This is a genomic window from Polaromonas sp. P1_F8 (genome assembly GCF_056405635.1).
The window spans coordinates 426,026-449,698 of sequence record NZ_JBFUBS010000001.1 but is presented as its reverse complement, the minus strand read 5'-3'; the positions used below and the strand labels follow the sequence as shown (position 1 = coordinate 449,698).

Below are 23,673 nucleotides of genomic sequence, written 5' to 3'. Positions count from 1 at the left end.
TTCAAAAGAGGGCAAACAGGGCAAAGGCCGGAAAGCACGAAAAGACTCTAAATGGTGCGTGTACGCGCTGAAATGGCGCTGATAACGCGCCGAAATGGCACAAGCGCTCCCAGGCTCCATCGTAGCGGCTCGGGTTTTAGCATTTTGTAACCCCGATTTTGTGACGGAAAGCGCCGAATTCAATGTTTTATGGCCATGCTGGTAGACATTTTGTTGCAATGCAGCAAAATGACCGTGTACTTATTGATCTGGCGCAAATCCCTTCCTGGAAATCAACGTAGACGCAGACCTCGAACCGACCCCAGATGGCCCCACCACTTTTTGTCAAACCATGTCCAGAAGCATAAGCAGTCTTTGGCTTAAAAGCATGCGCCGCATGGGCAAGGCCCAGCAGGCGCAGGGCTTGCGGCTGTTTGAAAGCCTGCTTCCCAAGGTCACACCGACGCCGCCTGCCACCACAACGCCGCGCCGGCGCAGGCCCGGGGTCAAGCTGTTGAAACCGGTGGTTGTCCGGCCCGCCAAAAAGGCCCGCCGGCCCACGGCTGCACAGGCCCGCGCCGCCGCCGGTTTGCCCGGCACCTGGCGCAAGGCCTGGTTCACCCTGCCCGGGGACGGCTTGCTGACGGATTCCCGGCGCATGCTGTATTGGCTGTATCTTCCCGCCGCGGCCGCTACGGCCGCTACGGCTGTTACTGCCGGGGTTCCCGATGCCCCTGCGGCACCGCGCCCGCTGGTCGTGATGCTGCACGGCTGCCAGCAGACGGCGGCCGACTTTGCCGCAGCCAGCCGCATGAACGAGCTGGCCGAGCGCAAGGGTTTTGCGGTGCTCTACCCCCAGCAATCCAGTGCAGCCGACGCCCACCGCTGCTGGCACTGGTACAAGCGGGCCACACAAAACGGGGAGGGCGATGTGGGCGTGATCGCCGCCATGATTTCGCAGGTGCAGCAAAAACACGGGCTTGACGCTTCACGAACTTACGTGGCGGGCCTGTCGGCCGGCGCCGCGCTGGCGGCCATCGTGGCACTGCGCCACCCGGAGCTGATCGCGGCCGTGGGCATGCATTCCGCACCCGTGTTCGGCACCACCCATTCGCCCTTCAGCGCCTACCGGGCCATGCAACACGGCTCGGGCTCGTCTTACGATGCGGTGGCGCGCTTGTTTGCCAGCGACCAGCCGCAGTTCCCGGGCATGCCGGCCATCCTGATCCATGGCGACAACGATGCCGTGGTGCGGCGGGTGAACGCCGAGCAGCTGGCCGAGCAGTTCGAAATCATTAACAACCCGGTCATTACCCAAAATGCGGCCCGCCTCGAGCCGGTGATTCGCCGTTACCCCGAACGCCGCAGCGGCAGGCGGCCACGCCATGCCTACCAGACGACGACCTGGTACGCCGGCCGCAAGCCGCAGCTGGTGAAGTGCGACGTAGACGCCCTGGGCCACGCCTGGAGCGGCGGAGACGCCAGCATGGAATACAGCGAGCCTGAAGGCCCCGACGCCACGCTGATGATGTGGACGTTTTTCACCTACCACCGCCGCAATGCCGCTCCGGCCGCGGCAGAGCCTGGTGCGGCGAAGTAGCTGAGCCTGATTCGCTATCAAATCAATAGCGTCTTGCGCCCGTTTACTGAGGGCTGTAGCCTGTTTTTCTTTAAATTCGTTAGCGCGGCAGCAGCCCCGCCATAAAACCGTCTACCGCATCGGTATACCCACCGGGCAGGCCCAGCGTGGTGTTGACCTGCTCATGCGTCAGGTCTTGCGGCAGCACGCTGGCCCGCGCGCCTTTGGCCGTCAATTTCGCAGCAAAGTCACGCGACTGTGCGCAGGGGTCATCCGCCCGTTGTGTCGAGCAGACCAGCAGCATCGGCGTGGCGTCAGCCGCCAGCACACTGCTTGGGGACACAGTGCGCCAGTAGGCCGGGTCGGCGCCAAACACGCGGTCATAAAACCGCATGTGCCGCGCTTTCATGATGCGCTCAAGGTCCAGCGCGGCGCTGTCAAGCGCCACAGTGCCAAGCCAGGGTTTGGCGCCTGAATCGCGTGCCAGTGCCGGCGAAGCGCCCAGCAACGCCACCAGGTGCGCACCGGCCGAATGCCCCATAAGAATGACCTTGGCCGGATCGCCACCCCACGAGGCGGCCATGGCCTGCGTCTTGGCCAGGGCACTGGCCACATCGCGCGCCTGCACCAGCGGGTCAACCTGCGGCGACAGGCGATAGCCCACCGACACCAGGATGTAGCCCTTCTGCTTGACCCACCAAGCCACCTTGTTGTCGGTCACGTTGGCCATCGCCTTGTTGCCCACCATCCAGGCACCGCCGTGCACCATGACGATGACCGGTGCGTTGGCTGCCGGCTGTTGCGGCAGGTAGGCATCCATGCGCTGGCGCGGGTCTGTGCCGTAGGCGATGTCGGGGATTTGCCGCACCCCGGCCGGTACGGTGGACCTGGCGGTTTTTCTCGCCAGGCGGCCGCTGTCCTGCTGGGCAGGTGCCGGCCCGGCGTAGAGAACCGCGGTGAGCACCAGCGCAAGCGTCGGCCAGTGCGTGAGGAGGCGAGGGGCAAGGGACATGTCATGGCTCCAGTGGTATTGCGGCGGCAGGCCGGACAGCATATCCGGCCCGCCTCTGACCTTGTGCGTCAACGATGGGTCAGGCATTCGGGCTGCGCGATGCGCAGTCGTCAGCCGGCCGGTTTGCGCGAGCCTTTTTTCGATGCCACAAAGGTCTCGATGTCGGCCAGCGAGACAGTGCCTGCATGGCTGGCGTCGATGGCGTCAAAGTTTTTGTACACCTTGGGCATTTTTGCCTGCGCCTCCTCGCGGGTCAGCTTGCCGTCCTTGTTGGTGTCGGCCGCCTCAAAGCGCTTTTGCAGTTCGGTGCGGGCTTTTTCCAGTCGAGCGGCGTTGGGTGCCTGGGCATGGGCTGCGGTACCTAGTGCCAGCAGACCAATGATTGAAAGTGCGCGGAGATTGAACGAGGGGGTCATGAGAGTGCTCCAAAAAAATGAAAGTGAAGGTTGAAATTTTGAAAACCGGATTTGATAAAAGGCCCAGGCGCGCTCAACGCGACGGACAGCTCATCGCTGCGCCGGCAGCGTCATAGCAAGTTGTGCTGCGGGTAACGCCGGTGGCCTGGTTGTAGGACGCCGTGCTTTGCACGCTGTTGCCGGTGGCAGCGCTGGTGGCCGTGGTGTTGCGGCTGGCGTTGACGGCGCCGTCAGCGGTTTTGCTGCTGCTGCCGCTGCTTTCCACGCTGCCTTTGGCCCCGGTGGCGGCAAAATTGCCACTGCGCTGTGCCGAACCGTCCGCGCTGCGGCTGGCCTGGCCGGTGCGCACGGCGGTGGCGCCGTTGGGGCCTGTGGTGGAGGCGCTGCCCGCTGTGCTGGCATTGCCCTGCCCGTCGGCGGTAGTGCTGCGGTTGCGCACCCGTGTGCCGCCTTGCGGGCCCTCGCGGGTGACCGCCCTGGTGGCGGTGGCGCTGCCATCGGCATGGGTCCGCACCACGTGGCGGCTGGCCGCTTCGGCGGGGGTGGCAAAACCTGCGGCCAGCAGGGTGCATGTCAGGGCGGTGGTCAGGGCAGTGGCGGAAAGCATGGTTTTCATGGTGAACTCCTTGAAGGTTGACGTTGAACGGTGAAGGGTCTTGAGGTTCCGGCCGCATTGCAGCGCCGTGATGCCACTGTGGCCGCCAGATGTGAGCCAGGCATGGCTGCAAGCGGCATCTTGATGACAAGACATGAGCAAATCCCGGCTTTGTCATCGTTTGTCATGATTTGCCGGGCGGGCGGCCAGGCGCGGGCCGCTACCATGGGGCATCTTTCTTGCGGCGGGGTGTTTTCTTATGGTTGTTTCCAGCGTGCTTTTGCAGACAGGCCTTTCACGATGAGCGAGCCGCTAGCCCGGGTCCTGGTGGTCGACGACGAGGCCGACCTGCGCAGCCTGCTGCAGCGCTACCTGAGCGACCAGGGTTACGCCGTGCGCACGCTGGAAGACGCCAAAACCCTGGACACCCTGCTGGCGCGCGAGCGCTTCGACGTGCTGGTGCTCGATGTGATGATGCCGGGCGAAGACGGCCTGGCGGTGTGTCGCCGCCTGCGCGCGCAGGGTGAAACCATTCCCATCGTCATGCTGACCGCCCGCGGCGACCCGGTGGACCGCATCGTCGGGCTGGAAATGGGCGCTGACGACTACCTGCCCAAGCCCTTCAATCCCCGCGAGCTGCTGGCCCGCATCCAGGCGCTGGTGCGCCGGCAGCGCATGCTGGGCGCGCACAGCGGCCCGCTGCCCGGCCAGGGCACGGTGCAGTTTGGCGCCTTCACCCTGAAGCTGGAAGCACGCCGGCTGGAAAAAAACGGTGAAGACGTGCCGCTCACCACCGGTGAATTCAGTCTGCTGCAGGCGTTGGCCCTGCACCCCAACCGGCCGATGGGCCGCGACAGGCTGATTGAGCTGGCCTACGGCCGCGACCACGAAGCCACCGACCGCAGCATCGACGTGCAGGTCATGCGCCTGCGCAAGCTGATTGAGTCGGACCCTTCCCAGCCGGCGCACATCCAGACCGTGTGGGGTGTGGGTTATGTGTTTGTGCCGGAAGGCGGTGTGGCAAAAAACGGCAAGGCGGGCAAGCCGTGAGGCTATTTCCATGAAGCTGTTTCCGCGCAGCCTGTTCGGCCGCAATGTGCTGCTGATCGTGGTGCTCATTGTGGTCGGCCAGCTGGCCAGCGCGCTGCTGGTGCGCCAGCTGATCATCAAGCCGCGGCTGGCGCAGCTGTCGGTGGCGGTGGCGCGCAATGTCAGCTCCATCCGTGCCGGCCTGGCCGCCATGCCGCCCGCGCAGCGCGAGGCTTTTGTCGCGCAGTTCAACCGCCGCGCCATGCAGGGCATTGCCGATGACGACGAGGGTGACGGCCGCGGCGAACGCCGGCTGCTGAGCCGGCTTGAGCGCCGCTTCGTCAACGAAGCCTCGCGCGGCATTGCGCTGGAAGGCGAGGGCTCCGAAATCATCTGGCGGCGCGAAGCCGGTGGCAGCCTGGCGGTGCGGCTTCGCCTGGACGGCGCCGACCATTGGGTCAACCTGCCCGGCGTGCTGCCGGCGCGTGAATTCACCGGCGCCTGGGTCGTAACCTCGCTCGCCAGTGCCTTGCTGGCTTTACTGGGCGCGCTGCTGATTCACCGCTACCTGAACCAGCCCCTGCGCCGCGTGATGGCTTCGGCGCACATGCTGGCCGGCGGCACCAGCCCGCAGCCGCTGCCCGAAGACGGCCCCACGGAAATCGCCGACCTGAGCCGCAGCTTTAACCAGATGGTGCGCAGCCTGGCCCAGGCCGACGACGAGCGCACGCTGATGCTGGCCGGGGTGTCGCACGACCTGCGCACGCCGCTGACCAAACTTCGCCTGGGCATCGAGATCCTGCGCGACAAAGGTGATAAAGGCGACGATGAGTTGATGGCCCGAATGACACGCGGCGTGGAAGAAATGGACGCCATCATCAGCCAGTTCCTGGACTTTGCCCGCAGCACCGAAAGCGAAGCGCTGGCGCCGGTGGCGCTGGATGTGCTGGCGGCTGAGGTGGCGGCCGCCTCGGCCGGCCACGGCATGCCGGTGGCGCTACAGGGCGGCAACCCGCCGCCCGTACCCTTGCGCCCGCGTGCGATGCGCCGCGTGCTCACCAACCTGGTTGAAAACGCCTGGCGCCATGGCCTGCCGCCGGTCACGATGGCCACCGGGCTGCAAGGCGACTCGGTCTGGATAGCGGTGACAGACCACGGGGCCGGCATTGAGGCCGCGCAGGCTGAGGCTTTGAAGCAACCGTTTCGCCGCGCTGAAAGCACACGCACCGGCCCGCCCGGCGCCGGGCTGGGCCTGGCCATCGTGGACCGCATCGTGCGCGCGCATGGCGGCAAGTTTGAGCTGCTGCCTGCCGATGGCGGGGGCCTATGCGCCCGGATCACGCTGCCGGAGGCCTGAAAACACCCAAAAAGGCCTCAAAAGGCCCATTTTTAGCCATCAAAATAGGCTGAAAGCCAATAAGAACGGGCGCGAGCAGCTATTGATTTGATAGCGAAAGCCGCAGCCCCAAGGATTGCGGCTTTCGCGTTTAGCCGAGCTGCACCAAGTTAAGAAGTGCCAGCGGACCGCCGGGAAACTGCGTCATGCGGCCACCCACGGCCAGCGTACCCAGGTCGACGCCCGAGAACCCGAGCTGGCTGATCAGCGCGGCCACGGCGGCTTTGGCCTTGGCGTCGTTGCCCGAATAAAACAGCGCACGCGTTCCGCCGCCAGTCGCCGGGTCGGTTGACAGCAGCCGTGCCTCCAGGTGATTAAAGGCCTTCACCACGCGTGCGCCGGGCACCAGTTCGGCAAACACCTCGCTGGAAACGCGGCCGTTCAGATCGACCGCCTTGAGCGACGGTATTTCGACCGGGTTGTTGGCGTCAATGACGACGCGACCGCCAAAGCCCGGCAGGCCGGCCAGCGCGTCAGGAAGGCGCGCCCAGGTGACGGCGACCAGCACGATGTCTTTCGAGGCCGCTTCCTGGACGGTGCCGGCCTGGATGGTGGGGCCAATCTCGCGGACCAGGTCCTTGAGTGAGTTCGGGCCGCGGCTGTTGGACAGCGTGGCGTGGATGCCCTTGCCGGCCAGGGCCTTGGCGAATGACGCGCCGATGGCGCCGGCGCCGATGATTCCGATGCTGGGGGCGGCGGTGTTGGGGGTTGAGGGGGTAGACATAAATTCACTCCTTGGGTTGTTGATGGGGTGAATGATGGGTTTTTGATTGCCTTTTGATAAGTCGGTAATTGATTGAATTATCTTCAATCATTACTTTAAGATGGTGAAATGGAAACCCTGGCCAACCTTGAATCGTTTGTTCGCAGCGCCGAAGGCCGCAGCTTTTCAGAGGCTGCGCGGCGCCTGGCGCTGACGCCCGCCGCCGTGAGCCGCAACGTCGCCATGCTGGAGCGAAACCTGGGCGTGCGGCTGTTTCAGCGCTCGACCCGCAAACTCACGCTGACCGAAGCCGGCGAACGCTTCCTGGCTTCGATTGGCGGCAACCTCAACGCGCTGCAGTCCGCCATCTCAGCCGTTTCCAGCGACAGCGGCGACCCAGCGGGTTCGATCAAGGTCAGCATGTCGCCCACCTTCGGCGCCGAATACATCGTGCCCCTGCTGCCGGCCTTTCTGGCCCGCTATCCGCTAATTCGCCCCGACTGGCACTTCGAGAACCGGCCGGTCGACCTGATCGCCGAAGGGTATGACGCGGCCATTGGTGGGGGCTTTGAGTTGTCGCCGGGCGTGGTGTCTCGCGCCTTGGCCCCGATCCACCTGGTCGCTGTGGCATCGCCTGCCTACATGGCCGCCCACCAGGCCCCAGCCGACCCTGCGGGCCTGGCAGTGCTCAACGGCATCGCCCTGCGATCCAGCGCAACGGGCCGGGTGCGCCAGTGGGTCATGCGCGATGGGGCGGGAGTGGAAGTTCCGGCAAGCCTCACCGAGTCGGTGGTCGTGAACGACCCGACGGCCATGCGCGCCGCAGCGCTGCTGGGCCTGGGCGTGGCGCTTCTGGGCGTGCCCGACGTACTGCCCGCGCTGGAACGCGGTGAACTCGTCAGGGTGCTGCCGCAGTGGTATGTCGATGCCGGCGCGATCTCGATTTATTACGCCACGCGCAGCCAGATGCCTGCCAAGACGCGGGTGTTTATCGATTTTGTGGTCGAGGCTTTTGAGCGCGACCAGCTGGCCCGGCGTTTTACCGGCGGCCCGGGCTAAGTGGCCCGGTCGCCAGCAGGGGCGGCAGACTTCACCCACAATTCCTTTTTACGTTTCCTCTTCCGTTTCTGTTTCTGTTTCCGTATCTGCATCTCATCGAAGGCAAAGACCCCCATGACCCAATCCCTCAAAGTCGCCGTGATGGGCGCAGGCGCCGTTGGTTGTTATTACGGCGGCATGCTGGCCCGTGCGGGACGTGACGTGACGCTGGTCGCCCGGCCCCGGCATGCTGACGCCATCCAGAGTGACGGCCTGCACATGGAAACCCGCACTTTCGACGAACACGTGCGCCTGGCCGCCAGCAGCGAACCCACCGCCGTGCAGGGCGCCGACCTGGTGCTGTTCTGCGTGAAATCCACCGACACCGAAGCTGCGGGCGCATTGATCCGGCCGCACCTGGCACCGGATGCGCTGGTGCTGTGCCTGCAAAACGGCGTGGACAACGCCGACCGCCTGCGCACCGTGCTGCCGCAGCACGCCGTGGCGGCCGCCGTGGTGTACGTGGCCACCGAAATGGCCGGCCCCGGCCACGTCAGGCACCACGGCCGCGGCGAGCTGGTGATTGAGCCGGCCAGCCGGAGCGAGGCCGTGGCCCAGGCCTTCATCGCAGCCGGTGTGCCGGTTGAAATCTCCAGCAACGTGCGCGGCGCGTTGTGGGCCAAGCTCATCCTCAACTGCGCCTACAACGCCGTCTCGGCCATCGCGCAGCTGCCGTACGGCAAAACCGTGCAAGGCGAGGGCGTGAAAGACGTCATGCGCGACGTGGTGGCCGAATGCCTGGCCGTGGCAGAAGCCGAAGGCGTGCAGGTGCAGGGCGACATGCACCTGGCCGTGGACAAACTGGCCGGCAGCATGCCCAACCAGTTGTCATCTACCGCACAAGACCTGGCGCGCGGCAAACCCACCGAAATCGACTACCTCAACGGGCTGGTCGTCAGGCGTGGTGAAGCCCTGGGTGTGGCCACGCCGGCGAACCGGGTGCTGTGGTCGCTGGTGAAGCTGATGGAGTCCAGGCAGGCCCTCGCCTGAATCGCCGGGCTCTCAAGCTCTTAACCCCGCCGCCCGGTACCGACTCGGGTTGGCGCCCGCCGCCTTGTGCATCATGCGCCGGAGCGCCGTGGCATCTTCGTAGCCCACTTGCTCGGCCACGCGTTCGATGGTCATCCGGCTGGACTCAATCAGCATCCGCGCGCGATTGAGCCGAACGCTTTGCACCAGCGCCATCGTGCTCTTGCCCGTGGCCTCGCGTACGTGACGCGACAGCGTCCGCTGCGACATCGCGAATTCGTTTGCCAGTGCCTCCACGCTGGGTGGGCTGGGCAGGGCAGACTCGATCCGCGCCACCAGGCGGGCCACCAGTGCGTTGCCGCTGGAGAGCATGGCTGGCACCACAAAAGGCGCTTGCGCCTGCCGGCCGTCGATCAGCAAGATGCGACCCACAGCTTCGGTCAGGGCTACCCCGAACTGCTCGCGCAGCAGGTGAAGCATCAGGTCGGTTTGCGCAAAGGCGGCGCCTGCGGTGCTCACCGGGCCGTCGGCGCACACCATCCGGTCGGCATTGACGGTACAGGCCGGCTCCCGCCTTCGAAGCTCCGGCGCCAGCCACCATGAGGTAGTGACCCGGCGCCCGGCCAGCACGCCGGCCGCCTGGAGCAAAAACACCGCCGAGCACGACGCCGCAACACGGCCACCGTGCGCAGCATGCGCGGCGACGGCCTGAATCACGCGTTGCGCGTCTGCGGTGGCCAAGCCGGTGTCGAGGGCCTGCGGGTTGTCCAGGCCCAGGCCCGGCACGATCCAGGTGGAGGGATCAGGCCGGTAGCGTTTGGGCAGGGCTGCGGTATCGATGTAAAGGCCTGAACTCAACCGTACCTGGCCGCCTGAAGCTGACAACACACGCCAGGTGGGGCGCGCCAGCTTCATGCGCGGCGCGAGGGCGGACGCGGCCTGCAGGATATCGAGCGTGGCCGCCACGCCGGTGGCAAAGGTGCCCGGCAGCAGCAGGAGGGTGAAATCTCGCATTGGCTGAAAAGGCCTTAAACATGTCGAAATAGACACTGGGAGTTTACGCGCGTGCGGTGCCAAATTCATCTGTTCCACGAATTCCACGGACGCCATTCCTCCCACCGTTCGCAAAGCAAGGACACCGATGACAACGCGCAAGCTGACCGAAGACGACTCCCTCGAGGATTTCGCCCAACGCGAGATCACGCTGGATAGCGTTACCAAAAACGTCTACCTCATGGGTACAGGCCCGGCCGTGATCGTCATGACCGAGATGCCCGGCATCAGCCCGCACGTGGCGCGCTTCAGCCGTTGGGTGCGTGACGCGGGTTTTACCGTCTACATGCCGTCGCTCTTTGGCCGCGACGGCGCCGTGCCGCGTGCCGATGAAGGCGCGGCCATCTTTCAGCGCGCCTGTGTCAGCGCCGAGTTCCGCGCGTTCGCGTCCAACCAGGCCAGCCCGGCCACGCAGTGGCTGCGGGCACTGGCAAGGCTGGCGCATGACGAGTGCGGCGGCCCCGGCGTGGGCGCCATCGGCATGTGCTGGACGGGTAATTTCGCCCTCACGATGATGCTGGAGCCCGCCATGCTGGCGCCGGTGCTGTGCCAGCCGTCGCTGCCGCTCAATGACCCGGCCGGCATCGAAATGTCGCCTGCGGACATCAAGGCCGTCCGCCAGCGGCTGGACCGCGAGAACCTCACGGTACTGGCCTATCGGTTTGAAGGCGACAGCTTTTGCAGGGCCCAGCGCTTTGCGGCCTACGCCGCGGCGCTGGGCGACCGCTTTGTGGGCCGCGTGCTGCCCGACAGCGCCGCCAACCCCGACGTGCCGCCGTTCTTTGCGGCGCACGTGAAGACGCCGCACAGCGTGGTCACCGCTCACCTGATCGACGAGGCGGGCCAGCCCACACTGGCGGCGCGTGACGAGATCCTGGCGTTCTTTGCGCAGCGGCTTGCGCCCTAGCGCCTGTATCCGGCAGTGGCCCAGCTGGCACCAAAATATTTAAAGATGGACACCCCGATGCACAAATTTGGGGCGGCCACTCCCTTCGCAGTGCCAAAAGGACGGGTAAAAGCGTCGCTAAAGCGTCGGCAAGGCCGGATTCGCGGTGTTTTGTTAGCGGCACGGTATGTGCTTGCATCCCTCGGGTCAGGCTAACGAAGGCCTGCGCAGGGTTCGGCGAGTTTCGCGGTGCCCATCGATCTGAATGGATAACGTCGTCCACTTCGGTCTTCAAATCTTTTTGAAGATCTCGAAGTGGATTTTTTTTTGGCAAAACAGGACTTAGAGGGATCGTATGGCTTATTTAGTGCCTTCGGAATTTGTGACCAAGATGGTGGATGCGGGTGAATCCAAAATCTTCATGTCGACGCGGGACACCGTTATCCGGGCCTACATGGCCGGCGCCATCCTGGCCCTGGCGGCCTGGTTCGCCGTCACCATCAACGTGCAAACCGGCCAGCCCCTGCTGGGCGCCGTGCTGTTCCCGGTGGGTTTTGTCATGCTGTACCTGTTCGGCTTCGACTTGCTCACGGGCGTGTTCGTGCTGTGCCCGCTGGCGCTGATCGACAAACGCCCGGGCGTCACGGTCAAGGGCGTTCTGCGCAACTGGGGCCTGGTGTTCGTCGGCAACTTCGCGGGCGCCTTCACGGTGGCGGTGATGATGGCCATCTACGTCACCAACGGCTTCTCGACCGAGCCCAGCGCCGTGGGCAAGGCTATCGGCATCGTGGGCGAGAGCCGTACGCTGGGCTACCAGAAATACGGTGCCAACGGCATGCTCACATTGTTTGTACGCGGCATGCTGTGCAACTGGATGGTGTCGGCCGGCGTGGTGGGTGCGATGATCTCCACCCAGGTCAGCGGCAAGGTGATCGCGATGTGGATGCCCATCATGCTGTTCTTCTACATGGTGTTCGAGCACTCGATCGTGAACATGTTCCTGTTCCCGTCCGGCCTGCTGCTGGGCGCGCACTTCACCATCATGGACTACCTGATCTGGAACGAAATTCCGACGGTGCTGGGCAACCTGGTGGGCGGCCTGGCCTTCACCGGCTTGACGCTGTATGCCACGCACATTAAAACCGGACCATCACGCTCCTTTAAATAATCTGCCTCAAAAACAAAGGCCCTCGCGCACCTTGCATGCGCGAGGGCTTTGCCGGTACCCCACATGTCCAGTGAACTGAAGATATCGGCAGGTCAGTATTCGGACAAGGGCCGCAAGGAAACCAACCAGGATTTCCACGGTATCTATGTGCCGAAAGAGCCGCAACTGAGCGCCAAGGGCATCGCCATTGCGCTGGCCGACGGCATCAGCAGCAGCGCTGTCAGCGATGTGGCCAGCCAGTACGCCGTGACCGGTTTCCTCGAAGACTACTACTGCACCTCGGAAGCCTGGTCGGTCAAGACATCGGCCGAGCGGATCTTGAGCGCCACCAACTCCTGGCTGCATGCGCAGACGCAGAAGAGCCAGTACCGCTACGACAAAGACAAGGGCTATGTGTGCACGCTGAGCGCCATGGTCATCAAGTCGACCACCGCGCATATTTTTCATGTTGGTGACTCACGCATTTACCGTTTGCGCGGCAAGGTGCTGGAACAACTGACCAGCGACCATCGTGTGTGGATTTCGCAGGGCCAAAGCTATCTCGGCCGCGCGCTGGGCTTCAAGCCGCAGCTTGAAATCGACTACCAGACCCAGCAGGTGGAGCAGGGCGACATCTTCTTGCTGGCCACCGACGGCGTGTACGAACATGTCAGCGAATACGACATGGCCGGCCTCATTCACATCTGTGCCGACGAGCCTGGCGGGCTGGATATGGCCGCCAAATCCATCGTCGAAAAAGCTCTGGAGCGGGGCAGCGGCGACAACCTCACGGCGCAGATTGTCCGCGTTGATGAACTGCCCAACGGGCAGGCCGGCGAGCTGCTCCAGCAGCTGTCGGGCCTGCCGCTTCCGCCCATCCTGGAGGCCAGGACGCAGTTTGACGGCTACACCATCGTCCGCGAAGTGCACGGCAGCAGCCGCAGCCACATCTACCTGGCCACAGACAACGAAACGGGCGCGCTCGTCATCCTTAAAACACCGTCGATAGATCTGGGCGGTGACCCGGCCTACCTTGAAAGGTTTTTGACGGAGGAGTGGATCGCCCGGCGTATCAACAGCGCGCATGTGCTGAAGCCTTATGTGCCGACCCGAAAGCGCCATTACGTGTACGTGGCCACCGAATACATCGACGGGCAAACGCTGAGCCAGTGGATGATTGACAACCCCCAGCCCGGGCTTGAAGCCGTGCGCGGGCTGGTGGAGCAAATCGCCAAAGGCCTGCGCGCGTTTCACCGGCTGGAGATGCTGCACCAGGACCTGCGGCCTGAGAACATCATGATCGACAAGACCGGCACGGCGAAAATCATTGACTTTGGATCAACCCGCGTAGCCAGCCTGATGGAAGCAGATGCGCCCGGCGGGCACAACGACATCCTGGGCACGGCCCAGTATTCGGCGCCGGAGTATTTTGTGGGCGAGGGCGGCACCACGCGCTCAGACCTTTTCTCGCTCGGCGTCATCACCTACCAGATGCTGACCGGCAAGCTGCCCTACGGCGCCGAAGTGGCCAAATGCCGGACCCGGGCCGCGCAAAGCAAGTTGCGCTATGACTCAGTGCTGTACGAAGACCGTGACATACCCGCATGGATAGACGGCGTGCTCCGCAAGGCCGTTCACCCCGATCCCGCCAAGCGTTATGGCGAGCTGTCGGAGTTCTTGTACGACCTGCGCCACCCCAACCAGGCGTTTCTGGACAAGGCTCGCCCGGCTTTGCTGGAGCGCAACCCGGTGGCGTTCTGGCGGGGTGTTTCCCTCATCCTGGCTGTGGTCGTGGTGGTGCTGGTGGCGCTGAAGTCCGCTGGCGGGTAGCCAAAAAGCTGCCAAATCGATATAAAAAATGGCTGCAGGCCAGTAGCGGCGGGCGCAAGCAGCTATGGTTTTGATAGTCAAGCTGTCACCCCGCGACGTTGCGCAGGGCAGGCCAGCAGCATTCAGGACTTGCCCAGCAGCTTGGTAATCACCCGCCAATGCTGCGGCTCCACCGGCGTGATGGAGAGCCGGTTGCCCTTGCGCAGGATGATCAGGTCTTCCAGCTCTTTGTGAGCCCGCAGCTCAGGCAGCGTCAGGTTGCGTGTCTTCTTCAGCACCTTCACATCTACCAACTGCCAGCGCGGCTCTTCGCGTTTGGACTTGGCGTCGTAGTAATGCGACTTCGGGTCAAACTGCGTAGGGTCAGGGTAGGGCGTAGACGCCACCTCCGCGATACCGACGATACCCGGCTCGGCACAGCTGGAGTGGTAGAACAGCACGCCATCGCCGACTTGCATCCCGTCACGCATGAAGTTGCGCGCCTGGTAGTTGCGTACGCCAACCCAGGGGACGGTCGAGTTCTTCGCCGCGAGCACGTCGTCGACCGAGCATTCTTCGGGTTCGGATTTCATGAGCCAGTAGCTTGTCATGGGGGCTGTTGTGATGTGATGTTGCGAGTTAAATTTAGATGAGACGATCGTTTTAATCCATAAAGTTTGAGAAGCCTCAATCCTTAGCAGGCCAAATGCAGAATCCTCTAATCTTCAAACTTGTGAGCTTGCTCTACATTCACAGATTTCACGTACGAAATTATTCCCGCACGCTGATGCTCGCTGGCGGCGGCTGAAAAATCCTCGACGAATTTTTCAAATCTACCCGCCTCTATCTTCATGGAGTCACTGGTAATCAGGATATTAAATGCCGTTATCGCAGCTGCCGGACCCTCTTGCTTTGCGGTATTCAATACAAACTTCGCTTTCGCAGCGGCGGCATTAACTTGCTCCATGATCAATGAATTTTGCTGAGAGTCGTTACAAGAAACGATGATGTCGTCAACATAGACGCTTAGTGAAACACCTTTCATCTTGCTCAGCTTGTCAAGGTAAGTTCCCAGAGCACTTTCGTCGAGACAAAGCGCTGCCAATATTTGTGACTGAACAAAGCCATAGGGCAGGATATAACGGGCTTTGTCGTTTGGATGGCGAACAGTGGATGCGTTCGCCATCTCTCGAGCAATTTTGTACCCCAATTTCTTTCGCAGACAACGCGTCACGCGACTGCGATTGATGCTGCCAAAAAAATCTTGAATATCAAGATGCAAGAAGCTTGTGTGTCCGAGATGCGATTTGATTGCTGCTACATGGCCACCAGAGCGAAGGTGGTAATAGTAAGGCGGTGGTGTCCAGCACCCCTCCAATGTGGTCTTGATCTTTGAGCCCACCTCGATCGATTCCAAGGTAGGAACGAAAACCCATTTGCCGGGCTTCAGCTCAAACTTGGAGGACCATTTTAGGGTCATGAGGTAAAGGATAGTTAAGGACCGTGTTCAAAAATGCCACGAGTTCGTTCGCGAACTTCATCAGTTCGGTCGCGATCACCACGCACTTAAGAACCAGGTCAAGTTTACGATTTCTCATAAAACTCTCCTCTTCTCTTCCCCGGCTTACCTAGCGCAGAAGCGCACAGCCATAACCAACAGCGAGATGCAAGCTAAGCCATAAGCTTAGAGCTACTCAAGTAATCACCAAGTGACAGAGAAAAGGATAGACACAGTGTGCCTATTGCCGGGGAGTCGAAATATTAGCACGATCAGCTTGCGGAGAATCCCAACTCCCGCATGGTTTCTTGGTGTTTTACGCAACCGCGGCAACGCCCGCATGCCAAATTAGCGGCGTGACATGAATGCGACCACGCGAGCAAGGAGGCTGGAGTACGCGCTCTGATTGCTAAGCTCACCGCATCAAGCTCAAGGGCAGGAGCAAGAAGTCGAATGTTCCCTTCCTGAAACGCAAGCAATGAAGCCATGCTCTCTATAAATTCGGGTCTGCCGTCTGCATGTATACCGTCGGTACGTAAGGTACCGATAAGAACTGTCTCGGCACCAAGGACAACAGCCTTTGCCGCAGCCAGTGTGATCAGAGTTTGATTGCGAAAAGGCCACCATTCAGGGGAAGGCGCGCCCGGCCGTTGTTGTTGTGCTCGCATGCGCCCTAGCCCTAGGTCGGATAGATCGATATTTAGAACCTCGTGATGAATCTGAAGCTCTTTTGCGACTTGACTGGCAGCTACGACTTCGGCTTCTGCGGCAGCTTGCCCATAGTCAATTGTGAGCGCATGTCTCGGCTTCAGCCAATATGCGAGTGAAACGGAATCCATTCCACCAGAAAGTAGAAGTACCGAACTCAAACACTAGCTCCTGACGCCAACCAGCCTGCTCTGTAGATTGCTGTTGCTATGTCATGCACGATATGACAATTGGTCCCCTCAAGCATAGTTAAGTCGTTTTTTGCTGGTGGCTTTGTAGATAGCGCAACAACGGGAATCCCACGGGCTCTCGCATATCCAACTTCAAATATTGTTCCTGGATCGGCACCATCCACAAGAGCCAGGACCACAGCGGTCTTCTGCAGACCTCTTAAATCTGCAGAAGCTACTGAGGTTGCTGAACCAAATCCCACATCGTGTAAAGGGGAGAAGACTTTCAGGTCGGCATCAAGTAACGCATTTCTCAGCTGCTCGACAATCCAACGCTCCCCGAGAGAGAAAAAGGGGGCTGCGAGGTAAATGGCTCCGGCTTTTTTTGTTGGCGTGAATGCCCGGTACTCGTTACGAGCGAGGAGTTGGTGATTCGGTGGCAAAGGCAGGAACCGATTTTGACAATAGAAGGCTGTTGCCAGTGAAGCATATCTGGCCGATTCCAATGCTGACTTCCGCTGCTTAGCCCATCTATATGCGAACGCTGCGGTAAAAATATCGCCAGAACCTAGAGTGAAGATCTTGTTCGTGAGGTAAATCGGAATCCAGTCTTCTTTCTCGGGAGTCGCGACAAAAGCACCGCGGATTCCGCACTTCACAATGACTGCCTTGCAGTTCTCTTCTCGAAGCAAATACTTGGCTGCTGCTTCTGGTTTGTTTTTTCCTGTGAGTACGGTTGCCTCTCTAGCATTGAGCACTATTGCAAGGTGTTTAGCCCTTGAGTGGTTGGCGTGGAAGTGTTCTGGCGCAACTTCTGATTGAGGATCAAAAACACATCGAACCGCGTCAACTATGGCCGATCCTTCCAACATCCCGAAACGAACAACTATCTCGCCTTCAACATGAATTTCTGGACAACTACTAATGTCGCGAAGATCGGGTGAGAGGGTGGGAGCCGCGCATCCGTGCAAGTACTCAAAACCAATGCATTGTTCGCGCTTGGTGCGATGAACGACTATGTCGTAACTTGTCGCGACTGCATGCAACTCGAGTTGTTCGTCGTCGGCAGCATAGGTGTGAAATTCAATGTTGTGACTCAGTGCCGATAGAGCTGCCGCAGCGCGCAGTCCAGAGCCTAGATTTGCGCGATGCTGTGGATCCAGCATGCTTTCCCAGTAGAAACCGCCACTTACTTTCATAGCTTGCCTGCATAACGGATCAGTACTTCGCAAAGTCCTCCATCAATCCTTACAACTATCGCAACAAATTTGGAGCCCCCTAGGATGCATTTGATGAGCTTTGCCAAATTGTTTGGTACGACCGAGCCCGCAGTTTGATTTCCATGAAGTGCTGCAATCACTTGGGGATTGGTTCGTAGCTTTAAAGTCAACTCCATATCGGGTTGAAGCTGTGCAAGCACTGCGGGATTTGGTGACGAAAGTATCGTCACTTCCGAAAACTGCTCACATCCGTCTAGTGCAGCACCTCCAGATCCAACCCTACTACTAGTCGCTTTTGGAGTTAGCGTGATTGGCGTAGTCGCGCGTGATGTGCGGGCTCTAGATTTATAGCTTCCAGTCATATAGTTCTCCTCAAGGCAGACCAAGCAACTCAAGTAGATCTCGATCCCGGCCCGTTGCAATCGACGCGATTAAGCCAACCTTACCGGTTTGCTGGCATGGATGCATCCGCCTTTTGTAGTAGGAAAGCCCTTTGGGTAAACCCTTGACCGCCCCTCCATCGGGTAGTCAACCTGCCAATGTTCCTGATGCTCAAGGTTGACAGCGCGGAAGCTCTTGATTAAAGTAATTAACAAATAAGTTAATAAGTAAACGAATGCCTGCATCCCTTGACAAAATATTTGAAGCGCTCGCCTCGGGGCCCAGGCGCCAAATTCTGGCGTACCTCACCGAGAAAGAACTCAGCACCACTGAGCTGGCCGAGCGCTTTGCCATGAGCACGCCGGCCGTTTCTCGCCACCTGTCGGTGCTTGAAAACGCCGGCTTGGTGACCAGCGAGCGCAGCGGCCAGTTTGTGCTCTACAAGCTCAACGGTGACAGCCTCGTCAACAGCCTCACGGGTTATGCATTTGAACTATGCCCGGTGGCGCGTCCCCTGAAGCGGGAACGCGTTGCTGCCAAAACACAAAAAGCCAGGTAACAAGGAGAGAGGGACTCATGCTGAATCTCACACAAGTGATTGAAACGTTTCCATCGGTTCGCATTCCATCGGAATCGGGCGGCTTGGCCGTCGAGGTTTCCTTGATTGCCCAGATCGGCCATGGCGCAGGCAATCATCTGTTTGCCAGCGTGGCATCAAGGCAGCGCCAGCACAGTGCGTTTGTCGATGAACTGGATGAGCCATCAGCCAAACTGGGTGGGACCAACTTTCCCAAAGGTGACGCTACCTCGCTGTATTCATTTGTCGTGGGGCCAAAGGGCCATCCGTTTCATCGTCATGCGGGGCACCGCATCTTCACGGCGGTGTCGGGCAGCGGTGGAGCCCAGTTGCGATTTTCCAGCGCGTCGGAACAACAAATCCAGGAAGACCCGCAAAACTTCATCCGCGCCCTCCGTTTTGTGAACATCCCGCCTGACTGCATGTTCACTGTGCGCTTTGGCGGAGAAACCTGGCACCAGTTTTCTCCGCTCTCGCGTAATTCTTTGCACCCTGTATTTTTTGCGTTGTCTTGCCATACCAATGAACTGGGCGGCAATTTGTCGGAGTCTTTGAAACAGGAGGTGCTGACCAATAAGGCGAGCATTCCATCGTTGACGGAGTTGCTGCCGGACGAGGTGAAAGCGTTGCTTCAGGCCAAGGACTTCAAGGCTGATACCGTGCCGACCACGACTTTGTCGCTGGATGCTCCGCCCGGAACATTCCACCGGGTGGTATGCAACACTGTGCGCAGCGGCGCAGGTGTGATGCGAGGTTTGTGGGGTTCGTGGAAAGGGGCGTCGGGCTTTCTGTCACATGGCGGATCCGCCCGAAGCGTGAAGGAGCTCAGCAGCCCGCCACTCGATTCGCTGCTGCTTCAGCAACTGACCGAACTGCGCGTCCATCATGAAGACACTTTTCGCTTGCGCGTGACCGGTACCAACTTTGGGCACACCAGCGCCACGAATTTGCTCGCCACGGTCCTGGAGGGCTTTTTGCTTAACGCGCCCAGCGGTGTGTCCAATCTGATGGCGCTGCGCAATGTTCTGGTTAAACCCCTGGGCCTGCGTACATCGCCATTGGGCTGCCCTGTGTCTTCGCTGCTGTCACCGGACACCAGCAACCTGTTTGCCAATCGCTACCCGGTGCTTGGCCAAAGCATTAATGCAGCCGATACCAAAGCGCAAGTCATTCTGGGCGCCAATGACAAACATCTGCTGTTCAGGTCCTGTGTCAGCGTGGAAATCGTCGACAAGCATCATGTGGATGTGATGCTGGGTACGCGGGTTCATTGCAAGAATGCCTTTGGCCGCTTTTACATGGCGGCCATTGACTATGTGCATCGCCACTACGTCACACCCACGATGCTGCGGCTGGCTGTGGAATATGCGGTGGTTCAGGAAAAAGAGTCGGTTGTACCCGCCAAACTGGTAACGGCCTGAGAGATCAACTCAGGAACGTTGTTTTGGCAGTCGCAACTTTGTCACCACCTCGCAGCAGCTCACGCCAGCAGAAGCAGCAGCAGGCATATCAGCATCACCCCCATCTCGAGCCATTCCTGACTCGTCATGCTGAGCATGCGGCGGACCGTCAGCGTCACCACGGGAACCAGCAAGACGAGGCCTATCCAGCGGTCTAGCGGCATGAGGCAGACGCGCGCCAGCGCCCAAAGCCAGGCAGCATGCGCCAGGAAGCCCCAGAACTCGGCCCGGCTTGTTCTTGCGGTGAAGTTCAGCGCACGGCGCCAGCCGGTAGCCACGGCCTGCCACCATTCCATCTCCTCGTCGTCCAGCACCTTGTGCAGGGCGTGCAGGGCCACCACGCCCAGCACCACCGGCCCGACGAAGCCCGCCCCCAAGGCAAGGCCGAGATACAGGGGATGGTCGTAACCCGTGCCGCCACCGCCCAGTTTCACAGTGGCCAGCACCCACGCGCCGCCTACCAGCAGCACCGAGACAACGGCAACCACGCCCTCCGGCACGCCCGCGCTACGCGCCGCGCGGCCGCCGGCAAACAGGCCGAGCGCCAACACGGTGGCGCCGAGGAAGGTCGCCAGCAATGTGGCGGTCGCCTTCCATCCGTGATGCGGCGCAGCCGTCAAACTGCCCGACTCGGGTGGCTCCAGTGCGGTTTTGGCAGGAGACCACTGGCGGTACTTCTCATGCCGGGCCTTCATCAGGCGCTGGCTCCAGCTGACAGCTTGCGGCGCCGCATGCGAGAACGCCAATTCCATGTGGTACAGCCGCTGCTGGCTGTCCAGCTCGTGCGGCACGACCACGGTTTGCAGGCCCGCCTTGCCGTTGGCGGCCAGCAGCGCGGGCACCTGCTCGCGCCAATACCCGGGCACTGGAGGTGCTTCGCACGCCAGGGGATCGGATTCGGCGCCGGGCTGCAGCAAGGTGACTTCATTGGCCTGCATTTCGCTCTGCCTTATCCGTGTCCTGTCCCAGTCGCAGGTAAAGCGCAGCGTGCCTTGCAGGACGATGTCGGGGCGGTACAGGGGCAGTGGCACCGAACTGGTGTTGGCCAGACGCAGCGACAGCATCAGGCGCAACTGACCCTCGGCAGAGGGTGCAGCCCAGATGCCGGGCGCGATAGGCTGCATGTCGCGCAGCTCCAGCGTGAAAACCGGCGCGCCTGAGGTGCCGGGTCCCCAACGCGGTGTCATCGCCTGGTTGATCGCCGTCTGCCAGGTGGCCCGGAACGCGGGGCTCATCACGTCGTCGCGCTGCCGGCCGCGCGCGATGACTGCGGCCACATTGTCTGTTGGCGGTTTCGCCCGGCCCGGCAACCGCCGCATGAGTGACTCCCAAAGGCCTGGCGCGGGTTTGGGCGCGGCGGTCGGTGGCGCTGCGCTGGTCATCTGGGCTACATAGCCATGCAGCAGTTCGGCGCGGAAGGCTTCGAGGTCCGCCTTGGGAGCTTCAGCCCGGCGCAATACGTTCACCAGGAAGTAGGCCTGTGCGGGATTGCTGCCAACGCTCGTTTCGTAAAGCGCGGTGGTGTAGGCGGTCGGAACGGACGAAGGATTGGCTGCGAAGGCCCAGCTCTGGAAGAGCAGCACGCCGCAGAGAATTTGGCGCAGGGTTCGTGCCATGGTTTTATGCTGCCGCGCGGTACGAGTGAACATGGTTCTCGTCGGCAGCAAGGCCAGGGCACAAAAAACCAGAACCCACCCGTCTGGTTTTTAACGCCACGCTCTCTTTTGCGTGGGTATTTGCTGTTTTCACGTATCGGTCTCCCTCCGATGAAAGGCGGCTTGCGCAGCAAGCTTGTTTTTGGCGATCACACCGATCTTATATTCAAGCCAACTATCGACAGAAATAGATGGCAATGCAGGATTTATACCCGCGAAAGCCTGACGCACCCAGTCTCGATAACACCAAACATTTGATGTTCCGGTCTTGTGTGGGCGCTGAGATCGTGAAGATCGTGGAGGAGCCGCCTGCCATGCTGTGGTTTGCGGTTAAGTACGCGACTGTTCAGGGCGGCGGGGTGAAGTCGCTTGCCGGGCGGGCAGGTGCGTAGCGCCTGCATGAGCCGGAGCACCGTTGGCCGGGTTGTTTACGGTCTGGCGTCGCGCCAGACAAGATAAGGATTCAGCGGCGTGCCACGCCACCATTGGCGCTCCGGCCCCAGCTTGAAGATCGCGAAGTGCAGGTGCGGTGCGTCGGGTGATGCATTGCCGGTGCTGCCGACATAGCCGATGACCTGGCCTTTGCGCAGGCTGGCGCCTTCGGCGAGGCCTTCGGCGTAGCGGTCCAGGTGGGCGTAGTAATACGCGTACTGGCTGGCCGGGTCGAACTGGTAAATCGTGATGCCGCCTGGCTTGCTCAAGAACAGCTTGGCCACTTTGCCGTCCTCGACGGCGAGCACTGGCGTGCCGCGTGGGCTCATGATGTCTATGGCTTCATGCGGGGCGCCTGCTGCGCGCGCCTGGGTGTAGGTGTCACTGAGCTGGGCGGGCGTGACGCCTTGCACTGGAAGTGTCAGGACGCGTAGCCGTAACTGCGAAATGTCCGTGTCATCGGCGACAGATGCGGGTGGGGGCGGTAGGGCAGGTGAGGGCGCGGCTGCCTCTATGGTCTGAATCACAAGCGGTGGCTTGTCGGCCTCTCTTGCCGGCACAGCGGGCGCCAGCGCCTGGCTGGTTGGCGGTGTGGCGGGCTGTATGACTTGTGTAACTGCCTCTTCCTTGCGCGTGCCCAGCATCACGCCTGCCGCCACGGCCAGCAGCGCGCAGATGGCAAACGCCGTTCTCTTGATGCGGGCGGGTGTGGATGCCATCAAGCCTTGACGCTCACTTTGAAGCCGGCTTTCGCCAGGGTCGAGAGGCGCTCGGCATCCCAGTTGGTCATGTGAATGCAGCCATTGGTTTCGGAATGGCCCACATTGGAAGGGTTGGGTGTGCCATGAATGCCCCAGTGCGGTTTGGTCAGGCCCAGCCAGATGGTGCCGACGGGGTTGTTGGGACCGGCTGCGATGTCGACCTTTTGTGCATCCTTGGGTGCGTTTTTCAGTAGCGCAGGGTTGTAGGTGAAGCCGGGATTTTTGACCTCGTTCTTGATGGCCATCATTCCCAGCGGTAGCGGGTCGTTTTTTTCATTGCCTATGCTGATGGGAAAACCCGCCACCAGGCGCTTGGCGGTGTCCAGCACGTAGAGCACACGCTCGGACTTGTCGATTTCGATGGAAGCCGCGTTGACCGGCGTGGCGCTGACCGCGATATATGGCACGGTGATCTGCTTGCCGGCCTCGATGTTGATGCCGCCGTTGAGCTGCTTGAGGTAGCCGGTGCTGGTGTGGAATTTTTCCGCCAGCGCTTCTTCCACCGATTCATACACCAGCGCTTTCATCTTCGCGCGCTCGTCCATCGCCACAGGCGTCTTTTCAAAAGGGCCGGCGGCGTCCTTCTCTGTCACGGTATAGCTTGTCAGAAGCGGAGCACCGTCCTTGCGCAGCGAAACCCAGGTTTCCGCGGTGACGGTGCCCGTGGGTTTGAGGTCGTGTGCGCTCTGGTAGGCCTTGACCATGCGCTGCATGTTGGTGGCAAAGCGCCCATCGATCTCCCCGCAGGAGAACCAGGCACGGTCCAGCATGATCTGTGCGCGCGCTACCGCTGCGCCTTTGTTGCCACTGCGCAGCAAGGGACTGTCGGTGGCGTTGTTGAAGGCTTCTGTGTCAAAGGGCTGGTTGCCCGCCGCCGTGTTTTTGGGCTTGGCCGCCCATGCGCCGTTGCCGGCCAGGCCCAGCCCGGTCAGGCACAAGGCAGCGACGAGGGTGCGACGGGAGAGCTGGGAGAGCTGTGGGGTTACAAGGCGAAGAGAGGAAGGGATATCGAACGGCATGACGGGCTTTCGTAGTCAGGCCAGTCTGGGGGGCATAAGGCGCATCACCTGTCAGCAGCCATGCCTAGCGGTGGTCAGGTTTAAGCGGGTATTTGTCCTGGCTCACACGCCATACAGAACG

22 protein-coding genes are annotated in these 23,673 nt (G+C 61.2%); 10 read left to right on the top strand and 12 right to left on the bottom strand.

Annotated features, from left to right (window positions below):
• The first annotated feature begins 331 nt into the window (after window positions 1-331).
• Window positions 332-1,579 (top strand): extracellular catalytic domain type 1 short-chain-length polyhydroxyalkanoate depolymerase, encoded by a 1,248-nt coding sequence (locus AC1D1J_RS02155; protein WP_477693764.1) that lies wholly within the window; start codon window positions 332-334, stop codon window positions 1,577-1,579.
• Window positions 1,580-1,658: 79 nt separating this feature from the next.
• Here the strand turns inward: AC1D1J_RS02155 and AC1D1J_RS02150 are convergent, their stop codons facing one another.
• The 3 genes from AC1D1J_RS02150 to AC1D1J_RS02140 form a co-directional block, all read right to left on the bottom strand.
• Window positions 1,659-2,570, bottom strand: coding sequence for an alpha/beta hydrolase (locus AC1D1J_RS02150; protein WP_477693763.1), 912 nt, complete (start codon window positions 2,568-2,570; stop codon window positions 1,659-1,661).
• A gap of 110 nt (window positions 2,571-2,680) precedes the next feature.
• A complete protein-coding gene (locus AC1D1J_RS02145) occupies window positions 2,681-2,986 on the bottom strand; it encodes an EF-hand domain-containing protein (protein WP_477693762.1) in 306 nt (101 codons plus the stop codon).
• A gap of 73 nt (window positions 2,987-3,059) precedes the next feature.
• A complete protein-coding gene (locus AC1D1J_RS02140; protein WP_457280777.1) occupies window positions 3,060-3,602 on the bottom strand; it encodes a hypothetical protein in 543 nt (180 codons plus the stop codon).
• 279 nt (window positions 3,603-3,881) lie between these two features.
• Between AC1D1J_RS02140 and ompR the strand changes: the two genes are divergently transcribed.
• Both ompR and AC1D1J_RS02130 read left to right on the top strand, forming a co-directional pair.
• Complete coding sequence (ompR, locus tag AC1D1J_RS02135) at window positions 3,882-4,631, top strand: osmolarity response regulator transcription factor OmpR (protein WP_477685783.1); 750 nt, start codon at window positions 3,882-3,884, stop codon at window positions 4,629-4,631.
• A gap of 10 nt (window positions 4,632-4,641) precedes the next feature.
• Window positions 4,642-5,967 carry an ATP-binding protein gene (locus AC1D1J_RS02130; protein WP_477685784.1) on the top strand — a complete coding sequence of 442 codons (1,326 nt, stop codon included), beginning with the start codon at window positions 4,642-4,644 and terminating at the stop codon, window positions 5,965-5,967.
• A 130-nt stretch (window positions 5,968-6,097) separates the two neighbouring features.
• Here the strand turns inward: AC1D1J_RS02130 and AC1D1J_RS02125 are convergent, their stop codons facing one another.
• Window positions 6,098-6,730 (bottom strand): NADPH-dependent F420 reductase, encoded by a 633-nt coding sequence (locus tag AC1D1J_RS02125; RefSeq protein ID WP_477685785.1) that lies wholly within the window; start codon window positions 6,728-6,730, stop codon window positions 6,098-6,100.
• Window positions 6,731-6,838: 108 nt separating this feature from the next.
• Here AC1D1J_RS02125 and AC1D1J_RS02120 point away from each other — a divergent pair, with 108 nt between their 5' ends.
• Both AC1D1J_RS02120 and AC1D1J_RS02115 read left to right on the top strand, forming a co-directional pair.
• A complete protein-coding gene (locus AC1D1J_RS02120) occupies window positions 6,839-7,768 on the top strand; it encodes a LysR family transcriptional regulator (RefSeq protein ID WP_477685786.1) in 930 nt (309 codons plus the stop codon).
• 114 nt (window positions 7,769-7,882) lie between these two features.
• Entirely contained in the window at window positions 7,883-8,797 is a 915-nt protein-coding gene (locus AC1D1J_RS02115) for a ketopantoate reductase family protein (protein WP_477685787.1), read from the top strand.
• A gap of 12 nt (window positions 8,798-8,809) precedes the next feature.
• Here AC1D1J_RS02115 and AC1D1J_RS02110 read toward each other — a convergent pair whose 3' ends face one another.
• Window positions 8,810-9,790, bottom strand: a complete 981-nt coding sequence (locus AC1D1J_RS02110; RefSeq protein WP_477685788.1) for a GlxA family transcriptional regulator — start codon at window positions 9,788-9,790, stop codon at window positions 8,810-8,812.
• Between the two features lie 127 nt (window positions 9,791-9,917).
• On the opposite strand from AC1D1J_RS02110, the gene AC1D1J_RS02105 reads away from it, so the two are divergent.
• The 3 genes from AC1D1J_RS02105 to AC1D1J_RS02095 all read left to right on the top strand — a co-directional run bounded on the left by AC1D1J_RS02105 (window position 9,918) and on the right by AC1D1J_RS02095 (window position 13,692).
• Complete coding sequence (locus AC1D1J_RS02105) at window positions 9,918-10,736, top strand: dienelactone hydrolase family protein (protein WP_477693761.1); 819 nt, start codon at window positions 9,918-9,920, stop codon at window positions 10,734-10,736.
• A 334-nt stretch (window positions 10,737-11,070) separates the two neighbouring features.
• The gene (locus AC1D1J_RS02100; protein WP_477685790.1) at window positions 11,071-11,883 is read left to right on the top strand and encodes a formate/nitrite transporter family protein; all 813 of its coding nucleotides are present in this window, start codon (window positions 11,071-11,073) and stop codon (window positions 11,881-11,883) included.
• A 63-nt stretch (window positions 11,884-11,946) separates the two neighbouring features.
• Window positions 11,947-13,692: a bifunctional protein-serine/threonine kinase/phosphatase gene (locus tag AC1D1J_RS02095; RefSeq protein ID WP_477693760.1), complete on the top strand. Its 1,746-nt coding sequence runs from the start codon at window positions 11,947-11,949 to the stop codon at window positions 13,690-13,692.
• 122 nt (window positions 13,693-13,814) lie between these two features.
• Here AC1D1J_RS02095 and AC1D1J_RS02090 read toward each other — a convergent pair whose 3' ends face one another.
• The 4 genes from AC1D1J_RS02090 to AC1D1J_RS02075 all read right to left on the bottom strand — a co-directional run bounded on the left by AC1D1J_RS02090 (window position 13,815) and on the right by AC1D1J_RS02075 (window position 17,246).
• Window positions 13,815-14,282: an EVE domain-containing protein gene (locus AC1D1J_RS02090; RefSeq protein WP_477693759.1), complete on the bottom strand. Its 468-nt coding sequence runs from the start codon at window positions 14,280-14,282 to the stop codon at window positions 13,815-13,817.
• A 107-nt stretch (window positions 14,283-14,389) separates the two neighbouring features.
• Window positions 14,390-15,151, bottom strand: a complete 762-nt coding sequence (locus AC1D1J_RS02085) for a reverse transcriptase domain-containing protein (RefSeq protein WP_477693758.1) — start codon at window positions 15,149-15,151, stop codon at window positions 14,390-14,392.
• A 290-nt stretch (window positions 15,152-15,441) separates the two neighbouring features.
• Window positions 15,442-16,038, bottom strand: coding sequence for a 7-cyano-7-deazaguanine synthase (locus tag AC1D1J_RS02080; RefSeq protein WP_477693757.1), 597 nt, complete (start codon window positions 16,036-16,038; stop codon window positions 15,442-15,444).
• Window positions 16,035-17,246 carry a PfkB family carbohydrate kinase gene (locus tag AC1D1J_RS02075; RefSeq protein ID WP_477693756.1) on the bottom strand — a complete coding sequence of 404 codons (1,212 nt, stop codon included), beginning with the start codon at window positions 17,244-17,246 and terminating at the stop codon, window positions 16,035-16,037. Before AC1D1J_RS02075 ends, AC1D1J_RS02080 begins: the two co-directional genes overlap by 4 nt.
• 637 nt (window positions 17,247-17,883) lie before the next feature.
• Between AC1D1J_RS02075 and AC1D1J_RS02070 the strand changes: the two genes are divergently transcribed.
• Window positions 17,884-18,207: a metalloregulator ArsR/SmtB family transcription factor gene (locus AC1D1J_RS02070; protein WP_477669455.1), complete on the top strand. Its 324-nt coding sequence runs from the start codon at window positions 17,884-17,886 to the stop codon at window positions 18,205-18,207.
• A 17-nt stretch (window positions 18,208-18,224) separates the two neighbouring features.
• Window positions 18,225-19,646 (top strand): DUF2867 domain-containing protein, encoded by a 1,422-nt coding sequence (locus AC1D1J_RS02065; protein WP_477693755.1) that lies wholly within the window; start codon window positions 18,225-18,227, stop codon window positions 19,644-19,646.
• A gap of 59 nt (window positions 19,647-19,705) precedes the next feature.
• On the opposite strand, the gene AC1D1J_RS02060 is transcribed toward AC1D1J_RS02065, so the two are convergent.
• From AC1D1J_RS02060 to AC1D1J_RS02050, 3 genes are all read right to left on the bottom strand, one after another.
• A complete protein-coding gene (locus tag AC1D1J_RS02060) occupies window positions 19,706-21,301 on the bottom strand; it encodes a hypothetical protein (RefSeq protein ID WP_477693754.1) in 1,596 nt (531 codons plus the stop codon).
• 467 nt (window positions 21,302-21,768) lie between these two features.
• Window positions 21,769-22,491: a M23 family metallopeptidase gene (locus AC1D1J_RS02055; RefSeq protein WP_477693753.1), complete on the bottom strand. Its 723-nt coding sequence runs from the start codon at window positions 22,489-22,491 to the stop codon at window positions 21,769-21,771.
• Entirely contained in the window at window positions 22,491-23,552 is a 1,062-nt protein-coding gene (locus AC1D1J_RS02050; protein ID WP_477685796.1) for a L,D-transpeptidase family protein, read from the bottom strand. Before AC1D1J_RS02050 ends, AC1D1J_RS02055 begins: the two co-directional genes overlap by 1 nt.
• Window positions 23,553-23,673: the final 121 nt, after the last annotated feature.